A 17,195-nucleotide genomic window follows, 5' to 3' on the forward strand; every position below is an offset into this window, starting at 1 on the left:
AGGGATCCCCGGCGGCCGCCGCCCGTACCGCGCGGCGGCCGCCGGGGATCGATCATGCTGCGGGGAAAGGCGTCCGGGGCTTCGTCGGAGTACCGGTGACAGATCTCGCTCACCGGAAGGTGCCCACGATGGACGATCGCCCATGAAGGGCGCACGGGTCGCCGAGCCCGCCGTACGCTCCCCCGACGCGTTCGCGGCGCTCTACGACGAGCACTTCCCCGCGATCTACAACTACGTCGCGAGCCGGCTGGGCCGTGACGTGGCCGACGACGTCGCCGCCGACACGTTCGTCATCGCCCTGCGCAAGCACGGGGGCTACGACCCGGAGCGGGGTCCCGTACGGCCCTGGCTGTTCGGCATCGCGACGCGGCTCGTCGCCCAGCACCGGCGGCAGGAGACGCGACGGTACCGCGCCCTGGCCAGGGTCGGCCGGGAGGAGATCACCGACAGCCACGAGAACCGGGTGATCAACTGGGTGCGGGCGGAGGGCCTCCAGCCGCGCCTCGCCGCGGCGCTGGCCGCGCTGCCGCGCGGTCAGCGCGACGTGCTGCTGCTCAGCGCCGTCGCGGAGTTCTCCCACGAGGAGATCGCCCAGGCGCTCGGCATCTCGTACGGAACGGTCGGCTCCCGGCTGAGCCGGGCCCGCCAGAAGGTGCGCTCCGCACTCGGGGAGGACAACGATGGATGACGAGCGCATGATCCGCAGCCTCCTCCAGGAGGCTCCGCCCTCCGCCGAGGTCGTCGCCGAGGGCCGGCGCCGGCTGTACGCCGCGCCGCCGCGCCGGTCGCGGTGGCGGGTGCCCGGACTGGGCGTCGCCGGGCTGGGGCTGGCGGCGGCGGCCACGGCCGCCGTGTTCGCCGTCACCACGAGCGGCCCGCCGCCCGCGCCCGTTCGGACGACGCCCGCGCGGCCGATGAGCGCCCGGCAGGTGCTCCTCGCGGCCGCGGAGAAGGCGGCGAGCGAGCCGGTCGGGCGGTACTGGCACACTCACGTGATCAGCGGCCAGGCGTACCACGTCGCGAAGGGCGACTACGTGATCGACGGCGCCCGGCACGAGATCGACCAGTGGACCGCCCGCAGTGCCGAGGACGACGACGTCTTCCGCAGCCGGTTCGCCGGCGCGATCCCCCAGACGGCGGCCGACCGTGCGGCCTGGCGGCGGGCGGGATCGCCGAAGGCGTGGCGGGTTCTCTCGAACGGCCAGTACATCCGGCAGACCGCCGCCGCGGAGCCGTGGGATCTCGTCCGGATGACGCCCGCCGAGAAGAGGGGCTACGAGAAGCTGGTCGCCCGCGCACGGAAACAGTGCGCCGGCCACCCGCGGGGCTGCCCGCAGCAGGAGCTCACCCAGGCTCAGCGGGAGGCGCTCGCCGACGACCCTGCGGCGCTGCGGCAGCGGCTGCTCACCACCTCGGGCAAGGGCGGTCCGGGCAACGTCCTCACCCAGGCCGGTGACTTCCTCGCCCAGCCCGGCTCGCCGAAGCTCGACGCGGCCGTCTTCCGCGTCCTCGCGGACACGCCGGGCATCCGCAACGCCGGATCGGTGACGGACCTGCGGGGACGCGCCGCGATCGCGCTCACCGCGCGCTCCTCGGATGCGACGGGCACGTTCGACACCCAGCTTCTGCTGCAGCCCGGAACGTACCGCGTGCTGGGCACCCAGACGGTGCTGGTGGCGCGCGGCCGGGGGCCCGAGACGGCGGGGATGAAGCCGGGCACCGTCTACGCGGAGCAGCTCTTCCTCGAGATGGGCTGGACGGACTCCGCGCCCCGCTGATGCGTACGAGCGCCCCCGGCGGTCGCGCCGCCCGTTCCGGCGGCGCTCTGCCGGGGGCGGCTTCTCAAGCGCCGTAGGCGGCCTTCAGGCGCGGCAGGAAGCCGCGGAGCTCGGCCAGGACGGCCTCGGGGCGCTCCTCGGCGAGGAAGTGGCCGCAGTCCTCGATCACCGTGCCGGTGACGTCCTCGGCGTAGTCCCGCCAGACCGCCAGGGTGTCGATCGTCTGCAGGAAGCTGTGCTCGCCCCACAGCGCCAGCAGCGGCATCGGGAGCCTCCGGCCCGCGTCGGCCTCGTCGTGCGCGGCGTCCTCGTCCGCGGCGCGGTAGTCGTCGAAGCCGGCCCGCAGCGCGCCCGGCCGGGAGAACGCCCGGACGTACTCCGCGATGTCCTCCTCGGGGAGCGGCACGTGCGCCCAGGCGTCGATGAGGTACCGGACGTACGCGCCGGGGTTCGCCCCGGCGAGGAGTTCGGGCAGGTCGGGCTGGAGGTGGAACAGCCAGTGCCAGGTGCGGCGGGCCAGGCCGGCGTCCATCCGGCGCCACATCTCGCGCGTCGGGATGATGTCCATGAGGACGAGCCGCTCGATGTCGCCGGGGTGGTCGAGCGCCCAGCGGTGCGCCACCCGGGCGCCCCGGTCGTGGCCGATGACGGTCGCCGACTCGTGGCCGAGCACGCGGATCAACCGGTGCAGGTCCTCCGCGCGGGTGCGCTTGTCGTGCCCGTCCCTCGGCAGGTCGCTGCGGCCGTACCCGCGCAGGTCGGGGACCACCACCGTGTACGCCTCGGCGAGCGGCCCCACGAGGTGCCGCCAGCAGTGCCCCGTCTGCGGCCAGCCGTGCAGGAGGACCAGCAGGGGCCCGTCGCCCGCCTGCCGGTAGTGCATGCGGATGCCGTTGACCGCCGCGATCGCCATCTCTAACCCCCTTACGCGGTTATGGGCAGTCTAACCCTATGATGGGGTTATGGGGGACTGGCTCTGGTACGGCGGCCGGCCGAGCGTCGACCTGGTCAACACGATCCGCGACCGCAAGCTGGGCGGCCGTGAGACCCTGCGCACGCCCGCCGACCTGGCGGCATGGCTGCGGGAGGCGGGCCTGCCCGGCGATCCGGCCGACGCCGGCCTGCGGGCCGTACGACGGCTGCGCGAGGCGATCGACCTCCTCGCGTTCCCGGATGTGAGCGCGGCCGACCGGGGATCGGTCCCGGACTCCCGCGAGACGCTCCCCCGGACCACGCGGGAGGCGGTCGACGTCGTCAACGCGGCGATCGCGGCCGCGCCGCCGGTCCCCACACTGGCCCTGGACGATGCCGGGCGTCCCGTCGCGGCGCCGCGCGAGGAGTCCACGGCCGCCGCCCTCGCCCGTCTCGCCGTCGACGCGGTCGGCCTCCTGACCGGCGACGACCTGCTGCGCGTCTGCGCCGCCCCCGACTGCGGGGTGCGCTTCGTCGACCGCTCCCCCGCCCGGAACCGCCAGTGGTGCTCGATGCGGCGCTGCGGCAACCGGCACAAGGCCCGGCGGCACTACGACCGCACGCGGTCCTGAGGCGGGGACGTCCGCGTTCCCGCCGCGTCCGCGCCGGGCGGGCCGTTCAGATCGGGGGGATCCGCTCGCGGCGCATCCGCGGGATCATCGGGCGCTTCTCCAGGTGGAGGACACGGTCCCAGGCGGCGTCGAGCTGGGCCTCCAGCTCCCGTACGCGCTTCTCGAGGCTCATGATGTGGCGGATGCCGGCCAGCGTGACACCCTCATCGGCCAGTTCGATGACCCGGCGGATCCGGCCGACCTCGTACGCCGAGTAGCGCCGGTGACCGCCCGGCGTGCGCCGGGGGCGGACCACGCCGTACCGGTCGAGGCGGTGCAGGAAGCGCCGGCGCGTCTCCAGCATCGCGGCGACCTGGCCGACGGAGTACAGCGGCCGGTGTTCTTCTTCAGTGAGGACCATGACGCGTGCCATCGTGGGGCACGGCACGCCGATCGGATGACCCGTACACGCCCAGGTTGTGCGCTTCTTTACGCATCGAGTGCGGGGCGCGTCTCTTCAGACGTGACGGGGCGGGGCGCGTCGGCGCCCCGCCCCGTCCGGTGGTCCTCGGTCAGAGCCGCTCGATGATGGTGGCGTTGGCCTGGCCGCCGCCCTCGCACATCGTCTGCAGGCCGTAGCGGCCGCCCGTGCGCTCCAGCTCGTGCAGGAGCTTGGTCATCAGGATGCTGCCCGTGGCGCCCAGCGGGTGGCCGAGCGCGATGGCGCCGCCGTTCGGGTTGGTCTTCTCCAGCGAGGCGCCCGTCTCGCGCGCCCACGCCAGCGGAACCGGCGCGAACGCCTCGTTGACCTCGAACACGTCGATGTCGTCGATCGACAGCCCGCCCCGCCCCAGGGCCTTCTCGGTGGCGGGGATCGGCCCGGTCAGCATGTACACCGGGTCGGAGCCCTCGACGACGAGCGTGTGGATGCGGGCGCGCGGCGTCAGGCCGTGCTCGCGGACGGCCTCCTCCGAGGCGATCAGCAGCGCGCCGGCGCCGACCGAGATCTGGGAGGCGACCGCGGCGGTGAGCTCCCAGCCCTCACGCAGCGGCTGCAGGCCCGCCATCTTCTCCAGCGACGTGTCCGCGCGGGCGCCCTCGTCCTTGGTCACGCCGGCGATCGGCGCGGTCTCCCGGTCGAAGTAGCCGTTCTCGATGGCGTTGACGGCGCGCCGGTGGCTCTCCAGCGCGAACGCCTCCAGGTCGCCCCGCTTGAAACCCCACTTCTCGCACATCAGCTGCGCGCCGCGGAACTGGGAGATCTCCTGGTCGCCGTACCGCGCGGACCAGCCCTCGCCGTACGGGAAGGGCATGCCCTTCTCCAGCGCCATGACCACGCTGGAGCCCATGGGGACCATGCCCATGTTCTCGACGCCGGAGGCCACGACGAGGTCCTGGGTGCCGGACAGGACGGCCTGGGCGGCGAAGTGGATCGCCTGCTGCGACGACCCGCACTGCCGGTCGATGGTGACGCCGGGGACCCGCTCGGGCAGGCCCGCGGACAGCCAGGCGGTACGGGCGATGTCGAGCGACTGCGGGCCGACCTGCATGACGCAGCCCATGATCACATCATCGACCGCCTCGGGGTCGACGCCCGTGCGCTCGACGAGCTCCTTGAGAACGTGCGCGCCCAGGTCGGCCGGGTGCACGGCCGCGAGGGCGCCCTTCTTGGTGCCGACGGGGGTACGGACCGCTCCGACGATGTACGCCTCGGCCACGACGCCTCCAAGTATCTTCCCGGGTTCCGTCCCAACAAGAACCGAATGCTATTCGGTCAGTACCAGGTTACCCCGCTCCGCTCCCCCGTCCATATGACCGGCCCCACTCTCGGCATGAGCCTGCCACCGAAATGGTGGGGCGCGGACGAATCCCCCCGCTTCCCGCCGAGACCTCTCGTCGTCCCGGGCACCAGGATCCTCGGCGCTCCGCGTCGTCCGGCCGCAGCGACCTGGACCTGAACCAATGTCGAGGTTCTAGAGTGGCGCGCATGGGACAGCCTCGCTGGGACGCCTGCGAACTCACCGTCGGCCAGGTCGCGACGCGGAGCGGGGTCGCGGTCTCCGCGCTGCGCTTCTACGAGGCCAAGGGCCTGATTCGCAGTCGCCGCACCGCGGGCAACCAGCGCCGTTACACGCGCGACGTGCTGCGGCGCGTGGCGTTCATCCGGGTCTCCCAGCGCGTCGGCATCCCGCTGAACCAGATCCGCGACGCCCTGTCTCGGCTCCCGGACGAGCGGACGCCGACCCGGAAGGACTGGGCCGCGCTCTCCGCCTCCTGGCGGAGTGAGCTCGACGCCCGCATCGAGCAGTTGCAGCGGCTGCGCGACGACCTGACCGACTGTGTCGGCTGCGGCTGCCTGTCGCTGAGCCGGTGCCGCCTGTCGAACCCGTACGACCGGCTCGGCGAGCAGGGTCCCGGTCCCCGGCGGCTGCTCAACGAGACGGCGGCGCAGGCGGCGTCCGTCGCCGAGCCGGACGTCTGCGACGGGGATCACTGCGGCTGAGGCGCCGGCGCTTCGAGTTGCCGCTCGTACGCGGTGACGAGGGCGTCGAGCACGCCGGGAAACCGGGCGTCGAGGTCGTCGATGCGCAGGGTGGTCCAGCGCCGGTTGCCGTCCTCGCGCTGACGGATCACGCCGGCCTCGCGGAGCACGCGGAAGTGGTGGGTGAGCGTCGACGGCGCGACGTCCACGGGGAACGTCCCGCAGGCCCGCTCGGGATCGGCGCGCAGCGTCCGGACGATCGTCATGCGCGTGGGATCCGACAAGGCGTGCAGGACGTCCAGCAGGTCGATCTCGGCGATGTCGGGGTGGATGAGCACGCGACGCTGCGATCGGGGCATGGCGATGACCTCTCTTTCGACAATCATCGTACAACCGTGATACGACTTTCGTCGTACGACGAACGTCGAAAGTCGAAGAGGAGACGTCATGCGTGCTCTGGTGATGACCGCGCCATCGGAGGGACCGGACCGTACCGAGGTTCGGGAGGTCGAGGCGCCGCGTCCCGGCCCCGGCGAGGTGACGATCGACGTGACCCACGCCGGGATCAACTTCCTCGACGTGATGGCCCGGCGCGGCGACGCCGGCTACGTCTCCGCGTGGCCGCACACGCCGGGCAAGGAGGTCGCCGGGACGGTGCGCGAGGTGGGCGAGGACGTGTCGGGCCTGGTCGTTGGACAGCGGGTCGCGGCGTTCACGCCCGGGGCCGGCGGCCTGGCCGAGGTCGCCCTCGCGCCGGCGGCGCTCACCGTCCCGATCCCGGACGCGGTGCCGTCGGCCGTCGCGGCGGCGACTCCGCTGATGCTCACGACCGCCCTGCTCCTGCTCACCGACGCCGCCCGGTTCAGCCCCGGCGAGACCGTGCTGGTGCACTCCGCGAGCGGTGGTGTGGGCGGGGCGGTGGCTCGGCTGGTGCCCGCGCTGGGCGGCGGGCGCCTGATCGGCACCGTCGGCCGCGCCGACAAGGTCGCCGCGGCGAAGGAGAGCGGCTACGACGTCGTGGTCTCCCGGGACGGCGACGTGGCGGAGGCGATCCGCGCGTCCGGCGGCGCGGTGGACGTCGTCCTGGACCCCCAGGGCACCGCGCTGCTGGAGACCGACCTGGCCGTCACCGCGCCCGGCGGGCGCATCGTGCTGTTCGGCAACGCGGGCGGCGGTCAGGCCGCCCCGCTGCCCGACCTGCAGCGGCTGCGCGCCGGCAACATCGCCGTCGCCGGGTTCAGCATCAGCTCCCTGGCGGTCACCGCGCCGGAACGCGTGGCGAGGGCCCTGCGCCGTCTCCTCGACCTGATCGCGGACGGCCGGCTGACGGTCCCCGTCACCGAGGTCGGCTCGCTCGCCGAGGTCCCGGAGATCCACCAGCGGCTGGCCGAGGGACGTGGCACCGGCAAGTACGTCGTACGGGTGGCCGGATCCTGAGCGGGCCCGCCGCGAAGGCGCCGAGCGGCCGCCATCGCGCCGTACGCGGTCAGGAGCCCTGGACGAGGCTTTTCAGTTTGGCGGCGGAGGCGGCGTCGGCGGGGAGGTGGGCGGTGAGGAGCTGGCCGGGGCGGCCGACGCATTCGAGCTTGACGTAGTCCAGCTCGATCAGGCCGGCGGTCGGATGGGCGATGCGCTTGCGGGCCGGGGCGTGGCCGCGGACGTCGTGGCCGCCCCACAGCTCGCGGAACTCCGGGCTGTTCTCCACGAGGTCGTCGGTGAGCGCCCGCAACCGCGGGTTGCCGGCCTGCTCGGCGGCGGTCGCACGGAACTTGGCCACCATCGCGCGCGCGTCGGCCGCCCAGTCGACGATGCGGGTCCGCATCTCGGGGGCGTTGAACATCAGCCAGATCACGTTGCGCTGCTCCGGCGGCAGGTCGTCGTACTCGGTGATCAGTGCGGCCTGCGCGCGGTTGTAGGCGAGGACGTCCCAGGTCTCGTTGGCGATGTAGGCCGGGTGCGGGTCGAGTGAGTCGACGAACGCCCGCATCGTCGGGTGAACGTCGGCCTTCTCGGCCGTCGGCGTGGGCGGCCGGCCGGCCAGGGTGAACAGGTAGTCGTGCTCGGCCGGGGACATCTGCAGCGTGCGGGCGAGCGCGTCGAGCACCTGGCGGCTGGGCGTGACGTCGCGCGCCTGCTCGAGCCAGGTGTACCAGGTCGTGCTGACGCCGGCGAGGGTGGCGACCTCCTCGCGGCGCAACCCGGGCGTGCGGCGCCGCCCTCCGGCGGGCAGGCCGACGTCCTCGGGCGTCAGTCGCTCGCGGCGGAACCGGAGGAACGCGGCGAGCTCATCACGGCTGGGCATGGGCCCTCCTTAATGGGCGGCGCGATGGGCAGTAGTTCTTATACCAGGATGAAGCACATCTGGTACCCGTTTAACGACTCCCTCATCGTGGGGGCATGACAGTCCTCACACAAGCCCCCGGCCGATCGCGGATCCGGCCGTGGCCCGCGCTGATCGCGGCGTACGCGGGCGTCTTCCTCACGATCAGCGACCTGTTCAAGGTCCTGGTCGCGGTGCCGGCGATCCAGCGCGCCCTGCACGCCTCCCCGGCCGTCGGTCAGCTGGTGCTCGCCGGCTTCCAGCTCACGTACGCCGTCACGCTCGTCACCGGCGGGCGGCTCGGCGACCGGTACGGCCGGCGGCGGGTGTTCTGCGCGGGCGTCGCCGTCTTCACCGTCGCGTCGGTCGCGAGCGGCCTCGCCCCGGACGCCGGTCTCCTGGTGGCCGCCCGGCTCGTCCAGGGTGTCGGCTCCGCGCTGGCGCTGCCGCAGGCGTTCTCGCTGGTGCAGGTGCTGTTCCCGCCGGACCGGCGGGACCGGCCGTTCGCGGTCATGGGCGCGGTGCTGGGCCTGGCCTCCGTGGCCGGGCAGGTGGTCGGCGGGGTGATGCTGCAGGCGCTGCCCTGGCGCGCCGTCTTCCTGGTGAACCTGCCCCTCGGAGCGGCGGTCCTCCTGGCCGCGCGGCTGCTGATCCCGGAGTCGCGCGCGGCCACGGCCGGCCGGGTCGACCGGCCCGGCGTGGCCCTGCTCAGCGGCGCGCTGGTGCTCCTTGTGCTGCCCCTGATCGAAGGCCGGCAGCTCGGCTGGCCGCTGTGGACCTGGCTCTGCCTGGCCGCCGCGCCGCTCGCGCTCGCCGCCTTCGCCGTCGTCGAAGGCCGGGTGCGCGAGCCGCTGGTCGACCTGCGGCTGTTCCGGGACCGCCCGTTCACGCTCGGCGTGCGCGAAGAGCACGTCGGGACCGCCTCGGGAGTGCTGTCCACCGCCCAGCAGGTCGGCGGGTCGGTGGGCGTCGCCCTGATCGGCGTCGTGGTCTTCCGTGCGGTGCCACGGGGGTGGGACCACGCGTTCGCGACCGGAGCGTCTTCGGGCTGGTTCTGGTCCTCGTCGGCCTGATCCTGCTCCTCGCCCTGCCCGCCAGGCACCGATGACCGCCGCGGCACCGCAGGTCACAGGTTAAACACCCGCCTGATCCGGGCACGAGGCGGAAGATGCGTCGAACTCCCCCCGCCCCATGGCCGCGTCCCCAGCCCCGAAGACTGCTGCGCTCCGCCGAGAGCGCCGCGCGTCACCCCGGACGGGAGCGGGACGTCGTCGTGCAGTCCCTCAAGGCGGCCGGGGCCGCGCTGCTCGCCTGGGTGATCGCCGCCCTGTGGCTCGACGCGCCGCTGGCCTGCCTCGCCCCCTGGGTCGCGCTCGTGATGGTGAACGCGACCGTCTACCGCTCGATCGTCAAGGGCGTGCAGCAGCTCGTCGCCGTCGTCGTCGGCCTGCTCGCCGCCACGGGCGCCTACCTGCTGGTCGGCGACCGGACCCTGACGCTGGCGATCGTGCTCGTGGTGATCATGCCGCTGGCGTACTGGCGCGGGTTCGGCGACCAGGGCATCTACGCGGCCACGACCGCGATCCTGGTGCTCACCTCGGGCGCTCCGTCCGCGCATCAGCTCGTCTCCCGGCTGCTGGAGACCGGGCTGGGCACGCTCGTCGGCGTTGGCGTGAACGCCCTCATCGTGCCGCCGGTCCACCTGCGCGGCGCCCGCCGGACCATCGAGTCCTTCGCCGACGAGCTCGCCGAGCTGCTGAACGGCGCGGCCGCCGCGCTCCGGGAGACCTGGCAGGCGGACACGGCCGGCGAGTGGCTCCGCAAGGCCGAGCGGACCGTCGCGCACGCCGAGGACGCCTGGGCGGCGATCGAGCGGGGCAGGGAGAGTCTGTGGCTGAATCCCCGCCGACGGCGGGCGGAGGACCCGGACCCGGCACCCGCCCTCCTGCCGCTGGAGGTCGTCGCCAAGCGGACGGCGAGCCTGCAGCGCACGCTCGTGGACGCCTTCGAGGCCGGGATGCCCGACCCCGACCGGGAGCTCGTCGCGCTGTACTGCGACGTGCTCGACCACTGCGCCGACAGCGTACGGGCGTTCCGGTGCCGTCACTTCGAGACGCCCTGGCCGCCGCCGGCCGGGGACGACGCCCTGCGGGAGGCGGACGAGCGGCTGCGGGAACGGCTGCGCGCCCGCCGGTCCGGCGCGGGCGGCGGGTCGGCCGACGAGGCCCTGTGCATCCCGATCGACCGGCTCCTCACCGCGCTCGACGACCTGCTCGCCTCCGAGTCCACTCCCGCCGAGGCGAACCGGTGACCGCGTGGCCGGACGACCACGCGCAGGTCGGCCGTACGATCGCGCCCGGGTCGGCTGGACGACCGCGATCGGCGTCAGTCCGGCGGCCGCGACCGGGTCAGCCGGACGACTGGGCCTTCCGCAGCATGGCGAGGTGGTCCTGCAGATGGGGAAGCGTCTGCTTGGCGAGGGCGACGACCTCGGGCGAGGACCCCTGGGAGATCTGCTTCTTGGTCTTCGCGATCGCGCCCTCGTGCCCGCTGATCATCGTGCTGAGGAAGTCCTGGTCGAAGGTCTTGCCCGATTCGTTGCGCATCCGGTCCGCCGCGTTCGTGTCGGCGGGCGCGGGCGTCGACGGCAGGGAGACGCCGAGCCGCCGGGCGGTGGCGACGACCTTCCGATCGAGGTGGGTGTGGTCCGTCGCCAGCTTCCGGCCCGCGTCGCGCACGGCCTTCGTGGCGCCCTTCTTCTGGGCCAGCCCGCCGGCCTCGACCTCCGCGAGGTTCGCCTGGTGGATGTCGGCCAGCCAGGTGCGGTCCTGCTCGGACAGTCTCCCCGGGGCCGGCGAGGCCGTCGGAGAGACCGTCGGCGAGGCCGTCACCCCCGACGGCTGCGCGCCCCCGGCGCCGCATGCCGCGCCCGCCGCGGCGAGGACGGCCGCCGCCGATAGCGCGAGCAGGTACGGATGACGCTGCATTGAGTGCCCCCTGTCGGTAGTCGCCATGTCACCCTCGGTAGTTGTCCTCGCACCCTACCCCCTGATGGCCGGCGTCATGCAGCAGAGGCTTCCGCCGGGTTACGCTGGGCGCGGGTCGGACCGGAGGAGAAAAGCGTGAGTGGGGTCGTAACGCTCATACTGTTGGCGATCCTGCTGGCGTTCATCGTCAGCCGCGTCGCGAAGCGGGTCGGGCTCGGCATGTCCCGTGACCGCCTGATCGGGCTCATGGTCATCTTCGTGATCGTGGTACTCATGGTGTGGGGGCAGCGGGCCGGGAAATAGCGCCGACACTGAACCGACGGTGCCGCTGAGGCGTCATATCGCGTACGAAGCACTCTTCTGCCGGGAGACGATCGATGCCGCAAGTCAGCGCGCACGCCAGCGAGACCGCCTGTCATCTGCGCAGACTCGTGGACTTCGCCGAGCCCCGCCCGGACGACACCTGTCTCGACGTCGGCTGCGGCACCTCCGGCCTCCTCGGCCCGTGGGTGCGCGAGATGACCAGCGCGGACGCCGTGTCCGTGCCCGAGGGGCCGTTCACGCTCATCACCGCCCGCCTGACCCCGACGCCGGACGCCGACCCCGTCGCCGTGATCCGGCGGCTCCTCGGCGTCTGCACTGGACGGCTCGTCGTCGCCGACGTCGTACGGACCCGGGCCGGCGACAGCGGCCGCGTCGAACGCGTCCGCGACCCCGACCGCACGACGACGCGCACGTTCGACGAGCTCGTGGAGCTGGTCCGCGAGGCCGGCGGGGAGACGCGCCGTCTCGACGTCTTCACGATCGAACGGCCGGTCGAGCCGTGGCTCGCCGAGTCGGACGGCGGTGACGACCTCCGCGCGGAGCTGACCGCCGAGCTCGACGGCGGGCCGAAGACCGGCGCCCGCCCCCGCCTGATCGGCCGGGAGCTGTGGTTCACCCAGTCGTGGGCGTACGTCGCGGCCGAGCCCGCTTAACGGGGGTCGGGCGGGAGCAGCACCGCCGCGCCGTTGACCCGGTCGCCGGCCAGGTCCGCCAGGGCGCGGTCCGCCTCGGCCAACGGATAGGGCGTCACGGTGACCTTCAGTCCGAGCCGGTCGGCGAGCCGGAGGAACTCCTCGCCGTCCGCTCGGGTGTTCGCGGTGACGCTGCGGAGCCGGCGTTCCTGGAACAGGTGGGCCTGGTAGTTCAGCGCCGGGACGTCGGAGAGGTGGATGCCGGCGATCGCGAGGGTGCCGCCCCGGTCGAGGCGTTCGAGGGCGGCCGGGACGAGCTCCCCGGCGGGCGCGAAGATGATCGCCGAGTCGAGGGGCTCCGGAGCCGGGTCGAACGAGTCCTGCGCCGACGCCGCGCCGAGTTCCAGGGCGAGCGTCCGGGCCGCCGCCGCCCGCGTGAACACGTGGACCACGGCGCCCTGGGCGATGGCGACCTGCGCGGCCAGGTGCGCCGACCCGCCGAACCCCCAGATGCCGAGCCGGCCGGCCGGCGGGAGCGCGGCGCTGCGCAGCGCGCGGTACCCGATGATCCCCGCGCACAGCAGCGGCGCGAGCTCCGCGTCGGGCCGGTCGCCGGGCAGCGGATAGAGGTACGCCTCGGGGGCGATCGCGAACTCGGCGTATCCGCCGTGCGCGTCCCAGCCGGTGTAGGTCGAGTGGGGGCAGAGGTTCTCGTCGCCGCGCCGGCAGTAGGCGCACATGCCGCAGGTCCCGCGCAGCCACGCGACGCCGGCCCGGTCCCCCGCGGCGAACCGGGCCCCCGGCGTGACGACCTCACCGACGATCTCGTGCCCGGGGGTCACCCCGGGCAGGTGCGGCGGCAGGTCACCCTCGGCGACGTGCAGGTCGGTCCGGCACACGCCGCAGGCGCGTACGCGCAGCAGCACCTCTCCGGGCCCCGGCTCGGGCACCGGCCGGTCGACCGCCCGCAGCGGCCCGGTACCGATCGGCCCGGGCTCGCGGACCTCCCACGCCAGCACCCCTCCACCCTAGGTCTCGTCGTCGGGAAAGCGGGCGCCGGTCGCGGGTGATACCCAGTGACCGCCATCCGCGCCATTGAAAGGCACCAGATGACAGGGGACCCCCCGCCCGACCCGGCCGAGCGTTTCGACGAGGTCTTCGACGCCCACTTCGCCGAGATCCACCGGTACGCGGCGAAGCGGCTCGGTCCGGACGCCGCCGCCGACGTCGCGGCGCAGACGTTCCTGGAGGCGTTCCGGCATCGCCGGCGCTACGACCCGGCTCGGGGGAGCGTGCGCACCTGGCTGTTCGGCATCGCCACCAAGGTGGTCGGCAGGCACCAGCGGACCGAGACCCGCGCGTTGCGTGCGCTCGCCCGCCTCGGCCCCGGCCGCGACGCCGAGGAGCACACCGACCGGACCGACGCGCGGGTCAGCGCCGAGGGCCTGCGGGGCGAGCTCGCCGGGGCGATCGCGGCGCTGCCGCGCGGGCAGCGCGACGTGCTGCTGCTCGTCGCCCTGGCCGATCTCAGCCACGACGAGGTCGCGGCGGCCCTGGGGATCTCCTATGGCACGGTCGGCTCCCGGCTGAACCGTGCCCGAACCAAGCTGCGCAAGGCGCTGGGCGGGACCGATCCGATGCTCACTCTGGAGGAACAACATGGATGAGGTGCGGATGGTCCGGGACGCCTACCCCGAGCCCGCTCCGCCCACCGCCCGGGAGATCGCCCGGGCGAAGGCACTCCTGGCCAGGCCGCCGCGCCGTACGCCCTCCCGGCTGTGGTGGGGACTGGGCGGCGTCGTCGCGGCGGGCACGGCCGCGACCGTCGCGATCACCCTCGCCGGGGGGGACACGTCCGTCGGGGGGAACACGCCCGCGCCGGGCCGTACGGTGACGCTGGACGGCAGGAGCGCGTTCCTGGCGGCGGTGGAGAAGGCCGCACAGCAGCCGATCGGGAACTACTGGCACTCCGACGACGTGCTCGGCCAGTCCTATGTCATCCGCGCGAAGACCGGAACCTACGCGATCACCGGTGCGCTCACCGAGGGGTTCGACTGGTGGGGGACGAAGTCCGGCGCCGGGAACGCGTTCTACAGCCGTGAGCTCCCGGCCCGGCCGACGACCGCGCGGGACACGGCGCTGTGGCGCAAGGCCGGGTCGCCGTCGGACATCCGCGTCTGGTCGTCCGACCACTACTGGACCTACCGCACCGACCGGGTGACGAAGTGGCACCTGGACGACGAGGACAGCCGCTTCGCCGGGCCGCTCCCGGGCGGCCTGACGGTGCGGGACCTGCAGAACCTGCCGGCCGACCCGGACGAGCTCGCCAAGAGGTTCCTGAGCCAGAAGGCGATGAGCAGAGCGATGGTGGGCGTCCGGCCGGGCGTAGGGGTCACTCCGGAGATGGCGCGTCGCCTGAAGTCCTTGCGGGTGCCGCCCACGGCCGCGCTCGCGAGGGTGTCGCGGCTCTTGCGGGCTCCGCTCCCCTCGAAGGTCCGGGCGGGCCTGATGCGGGCGCTGGCCGACCAGCCGGGCATCCACTCGATCGGCCACGACACCGACGCGCTCGGCCGCCCGGGCGTCGCGCTGGCCACCGACTACAGCCCCGTGACGGTCACCGGCGAGTACGGCGCGCCGAAGGCCGTGCGGGGGACCTACCGCTCCCGCTCCGTGGCCATCTTCGATGAGCGGACGGGCGCGCTGCTGGGCCGGCAGGAGGAGCTGACCACGCCCGGCGGCCCGTACGCGGAGATGAGGCCGGGCTTCATCATCAACTACTCGGTCATCCGCTCGGCGGGTTGGACGGACACCGCGCCGAAGCCGCCGGCCGACCTCCCGTTCGGCCGCCCCTAGGAGCCAGGGGCCGGCGGCCGACCGGAGCGGCCTCCGGCCCCGAGGCGGGTCAGGACTTCAGGGGGATCTCGAACCAGACGGCCTTGCCGTCGTTGGTGGGCCGGGAGCCCCAGCGGGCGGCGAGCTGGTCGACGAGGTAGAGGCCGCGGCCGCCCTCGTCGGTCTCCCCCGCGCTCCTGATGCGGGGCAGCCGCATGTCCTTGTCCATCACCTCGACCCAGACGGCCCTCTGCCCGCGCCGCAGCCGGAGGGTGAAGTCCTTCGTCGCCGGCTCGCGGCGGGTCAGGTCGGGCAGGTCCCAGGCGTCGTCTAGCCCGCCGGGGCCGTCGAGGCCCAGCGCGCCCTCCAGCACGAACTCGCGCCGCGGGGCCGGGGTGTTGGCGGCGTGCAGCACGACGTTCGTGACGACCTCGGAGACCAGCAGGCAGGCGAGCTCGGACTGCTCGTCCAGCATCCCCCAGTCGGCGAACGTCTCGGCGGCCAGCCGGCGCGCCTCGGAGACCATGATCGGCTCGGCGGGGAACGTGCGCTCCTCGAAGCTCAGCCGGGTCGGCGCGGTGCGCACCACCACGATGGCCACGTCGTCGTCGATGTCGCCGGGCACCGCCTCGTACGCCGCGTTGGCGACCGCCTCGACGCCGCCGCGCGCGGCCTTGCGGACGGCCTCGTACAGCAGCTCGCGCGCCTCCTCGCGGCTGTGGTACTCGCCGTCCTCCTTCGGCCGGCGCTCGATCAGGCCGTCGGTGTAGAGGACAAGCGTGCTGCCGGGCGGGAGCTCACGGGTCTCCTCCTCGTACCGGATCTCACCGCCCACGCCCGGCTGGCGGACGCCGAGCATGGCGCCCCGGCCGGTGGCCTCCAGCTCCCCCACCTCGCCGTCGAGGACGAGCAGCGGCGGCTGGTGGCCGGCGTTCGCGAAGGACAGGGTCCGGGACCACGCGTCGTACACGAAGTAGGTGACGGAGACCAGCGGGGTCTGCGATCCCTCGCTCTCGGCCTCGGTCGCGCCCGAGCGGACCGGGGTGCTCATGGTGCGCACCCATTCGTCCAGCTTGGCGAGGATGTCGGCCGGCGGCTTGTCGTCCTGCGCGAACGCGCGCAGCGCCGCCCGCAGCTGCCCCATGACGGCGGCGGCGCGGGCGCCGCGGCCCTCGACGTCGCCGATGACCAGGCCGACCCGGCCCGCCGACAGCGGGATCACGTCGTACCAGTCGCCGCCGACCTGCGTCTGGATGCCCTGCCCGTGCGACTCCAGGGGGCGGGCCGGCTCATAGCGCCAGGCGATCTCCAGCCCGTCGGGGCTCGGCGGCCGGTCGCCCGGCAGGAGGTGCTTCTGGAACGCCAGGGCGGTCTCCCGCTCCTCCTCGAACAGCATCGCGTTGTCGATCGCGAGCGCGACCCGGCTCGCGATGGCGCCGATGAGGTCGCGGTCGAACCCGTCATAGTGCGGATCGGGCCGTACGGTGACACCGGACAGCGCCAGGCTCATCACGCCCAGCAGCTCGCCGCGCGCGAGCAGCGGAGCGGAGATGATCGACGTTATGCCGATCTCCTCGGCGAGCCGCTTGCTCGCCGGGGTGGGCGCCTTCATGTAGTCGGCGATGACGTCCTCGACCAGCACCGCGTCCCGCCGGGTCATGGCCTTGGCGTTGAAGTGGCCGGGCGGGTACTCCACCGTCTCGCCGACATCCGCCCAGGTGCCCGCCGGCGGGATCCAGTCGGCGGCGTGCCGCGACACCCGGCGTACGAGCGTGTCCCCGCTGAACAGGTCGATGAAGCAGTGGTCCGCGAACTGCGGGACGAGCGTGTCGGCGACACGCCGCAGCGTCTGCGGCAGCTCCAGCGAGGCGGCCAGCCGCTCGCCGACCCGCTCCAGCAGGCCGTAGCGCTCCTGGTCGCGCTGGTTGCTGCGCAGCGCCTCCCGGCCGAAGATGACGAGGCCCTCGATGCCGCCCGAGGGGTGGCGCAGGGGCACGGCGTACGCGCGGGTGTAGATGGTGCTGCCGTCGGCCCGGACGTTGCAGAAGGTCCCCTCCCACACCGCGCCGCGCAGCACCCGCCGCGCCAGGTCCTTGGCCTGCTCGTGGTCCTCCTCGGCGACGCCGAGCGACAGCCACGACCGGCCGATGTACTCCGGGCCGCCGAATCCGAGCAGCGTCTCGGTGAAGGCGTTGGTGTACAGGACGTTGCCGAAACGGTCACAGACGATGACCGCCATCTCGACGGCGTCCAGGACGGTCTTCGGCGGCAGGAGAGCGTCGATGGGCGGATCACCCCTGCGCTTCATGGGCCTGTC

General features: G+C 73.6%; 19 protein-coding genes. 11 read left to right on the forward strand and 8 right to left on the reverse strand.

Going from position 1 to position 17,195, the window contains the following annotated elements; translation table 11 throughout:
* Positions 1–142 precede the first annotated feature (142 nt).
* A complete protein-coding gene (locus NDW01_RS09240; protein ID WP_252778005.1) occupies positions 143–688 on the forward strand; it encodes an RNA polymerase sigma factor in 546 nt (181 codons plus the stop codon).
* Entirely contained in the window at positions 681–1,778 is a 1,098-nt protein-coding gene (locus NDW01_RS09245) for a CU044_5270 family protein (protein WP_252818807.1), read from the forward strand. Before NDW01_RS09240 ends, NDW01_RS09245 begins: the two co-directional genes overlap by 8 nt.
* Positions 1,779–1,842: 64 nt before the next feature.
* On the opposite strand, the gene NDW01_RS09250 is transcribed toward NDW01_RS09245, so the two are convergent.
* Complete coding sequence (locus NDW01_RS09250) at positions 1,843–2,691, reverse strand: alpha/beta fold hydrolase (protein ID WP_252818809.1); 849 nt, start codon at positions 2,689–2,691, stop codon at positions 1,843–1,845.
* 49 nt (positions 2,692–2,740) lie between these two features.
* Between NDW01_RS09250 and NDW01_RS09255 the strand changes: the two genes are divergently transcribed.
* Positions 2,741–3,322 carry a CGNR zinc finger domain-containing protein gene (locus NDW01_RS09255; protein WP_252818812.1) on the forward strand — a complete coding sequence of 194 codons (582 nt, stop codon included), beginning with the start codon at positions 2,741–2,743 and terminating at the stop codon, positions 3,320–3,322.
* Between the two features lie 46 nt (positions 3,323–3,368).
* On the opposite strand, the gene NDW01_RS09260 is transcribed toward NDW01_RS09255, so the two are convergent.
* Together NDW01_RS09260 and NDW01_RS09265 are read right to left on the reverse strand one after the other, a co-directional pair.
* A complete protein-coding gene (locus NDW01_RS09260) occupies positions 3,369–3,722 on the reverse strand; it encodes a MerR family transcriptional regulator (protein ID WP_252778010.1) in 354 nt (117 codons plus the stop codon).
* Positions 3,723–3,873: 151 nt separating this feature from the next.
* Positions 3,874–5,019: an acetyl-CoA C-acetyltransferase gene (locus NDW01_RS09265; RefSeq protein ID WP_252778011.1), complete on the reverse strand. Its 1,146-nt coding sequence runs from the start codon at positions 5,017–5,019 to the stop codon at positions 3,874–3,876.
* A gap of 269 nt (positions 5,020–5,288) precedes the next feature.
* On the opposite strand from NDW01_RS09265, the gene soxR reads away from it, so the two are divergent.
* Positions 5,289–5,804, forward strand: coding sequence for a redox-sensitive transcriptional activator SoxR (gene soxR / locus NDW01_RS09270; protein ID WP_252818814.1), 516 nt, complete (start codon positions 5,289–5,291; stop codon positions 5,802–5,804).
* On the opposite strand, the gene NDW01_RS09275 is transcribed toward soxR, so the two are convergent.
* Positions 5,792–6,169 (reverse strand): ArsR/SmtB family transcription factor, encoded by a 378-nt coding sequence (locus NDW01_RS09275; RefSeq protein ID WP_252818816.1) that lies wholly within the window; start codon positions 6,167–6,169, stop codon positions 5,792–5,794. The two genes, soxR and NDW01_RS09275, sit on opposite strands and share 13 nt — an antisense overlap.
* 61 nt (positions 6,170–6,230) lie before the next feature.
* Between NDW01_RS09275 and NDW01_RS09280 the strand changes: the two genes are divergently transcribed.
* A complete protein-coding gene (locus NDW01_RS09280; RefSeq protein ID WP_252818818.1) occupies positions 6,231–7,220 on the forward strand; it encodes a quinone oxidoreductase family protein in 990 nt (329 codons plus the stop codon).
* Positions 7,221–7,269: 49 nt separating this feature from the next.
* On the opposite strand, the gene NDW01_RS09285 is transcribed toward NDW01_RS09280, so the two are convergent.
* Entirely contained in the window at positions 7,270–8,085 is an 816-nt protein-coding gene (locus tag NDW01_RS09285) for a helix-turn-helix transcriptional regulator (RefSeq protein ID WP_252818820.1), read from the reverse strand.
* A 95-nt stretch (positions 8,086–8,180) separates the two neighbouring features.
* On the opposite strand from NDW01_RS09285, the gene NDW01_RS09290 reads away from it, so the two are divergent.
* Together NDW01_RS09290 and NDW01_RS09295 are read left to right on the forward strand one after the other, a co-directional pair.
* Complete coding sequence (locus NDW01_RS09290; protein ID WP_252818822.1) at positions 8,181–9,176, forward strand: MFS transporter; 996 nt, start codon at positions 8,181–8,183, stop codon at positions 9,174–9,176.
* Positions 9,177–9,271: 95 nt separating this feature from the next.
* Complete coding sequence (locus tag NDW01_RS09295; protein WP_252818823.1) at positions 9,272–10,414, forward strand: FUSC family protein; 1,143 nt, start codon at positions 9,272–9,274, stop codon at positions 10,412–10,414.
* Positions 10,415–10,511: 97 nt separating this feature from the next.
* On the opposite strand, the gene NDW01_RS09300 is transcribed toward NDW01_RS09295, so the two are convergent.
* On the reverse strand, positions 10,512–11,090 hold the full coding sequence (locus tag NDW01_RS09300) for a DUF4142 domain-containing protein (protein WP_252818825.1): 579 nt from the start codon (positions 11,088–11,090) through the stop codon (positions 10,512–10,514).
* A 135-nt stretch (positions 11,091–11,225) separates the two neighbouring features.
* Here NDW01_RS09300 and NDW01_RS09305 point away from each other — a divergent pair, with 135 nt between their 5' ends.
* Together NDW01_RS09305 and NDW01_RS09310 are read left to right on the forward strand one after the other, a co-directional pair.
* Complete coding sequence (locus tag NDW01_RS09305; protein WP_252818827.1) at positions 11,226–11,393, forward strand: hypothetical protein; 168 nt, start codon at positions 11,226–11,228, stop codon at positions 11,391–11,393.
* Positions 11,394–11,467: 74 nt separating this feature from the next.
* The gene (locus tag NDW01_RS09310) at positions 11,468–12,067 is read left to right on the forward strand and encodes a class I SAM-dependent methyltransferase (protein ID WP_252818829.1); all 600 of its coding nucleotides are present in this window, start codon (positions 11,468–11,470) and stop codon (positions 12,065–12,067) included.
* Here NDW01_RS09310 and NDW01_RS09315 read toward each other — a convergent pair.
* Positions 12,064–13,065, reverse strand: coding sequence for a zinc-binding alcohol dehydrogenase family protein (locus NDW01_RS09315; RefSeq protein WP_252818831.1), 1,002 nt, complete (start codon positions 13,063–13,065; stop codon positions 12,064–12,066). The two genes, NDW01_RS09310 and NDW01_RS09315, sit on opposite strands and share 4 nt — an antisense overlap.
* A 90-nt stretch (positions 13,066–13,155) precedes the next feature.
* Here NDW01_RS09315 and NDW01_RS09320 point away from each other — a divergent pair, with 90 nt between their 5' ends.
* Both NDW01_RS09320 and NDW01_RS09325 read left to right on the forward strand, forming a co-directional pair.
* Positions 13,156–13,713 carry an RNA polymerase sigma factor gene (locus NDW01_RS09320; protein WP_252818833.1) on the forward strand — a complete coding sequence of 186 codons (558 nt, stop codon included), beginning with the start codon at positions 13,156–13,158 and terminating at the stop codon, positions 13,711–13,713.
* The gene (locus NDW01_RS09325; protein ID WP_252818835.1) at positions 13,706–14,899 is read left to right on the forward strand and encodes a hypothetical protein; all 1,194 of its coding nucleotides are present in this window, start codon (positions 13,706–13,708) and stop codon (positions 14,897–14,899) included. The genes NDW01_RS09320 and NDW01_RS09325 overlap by 8 nt, the downstream gene beginning before the upstream one ends.
* 49 nt (positions 14,900–14,948) lie before the next feature.
* Here the strand turns inward: NDW01_RS09325 and NDW01_RS09330 are convergent, their stop codons facing one another.
* Positions 14,949–17,186, reverse strand: a complete 2,238-nt coding sequence (locus NDW01_RS09330) for a SpoIIE family protein phosphatase (RefSeq protein WP_252818837.1) — start codon at positions 17,184–17,186, stop codon at positions 14,949–14,951.
* Positions 17,187–17,195 lie beyond the last annotated feature (9 nt).

The organism is Actinoallomurus soli (assembly GCF_024055715.1).
In the GTDB taxonomy this organism is placed as follows: Bacteria; Actinomycetota; Actinomycetes; order Streptosporangiales; family Streptosporangiaceae; genus Actinoallomurus; species Actinoallomurus soli.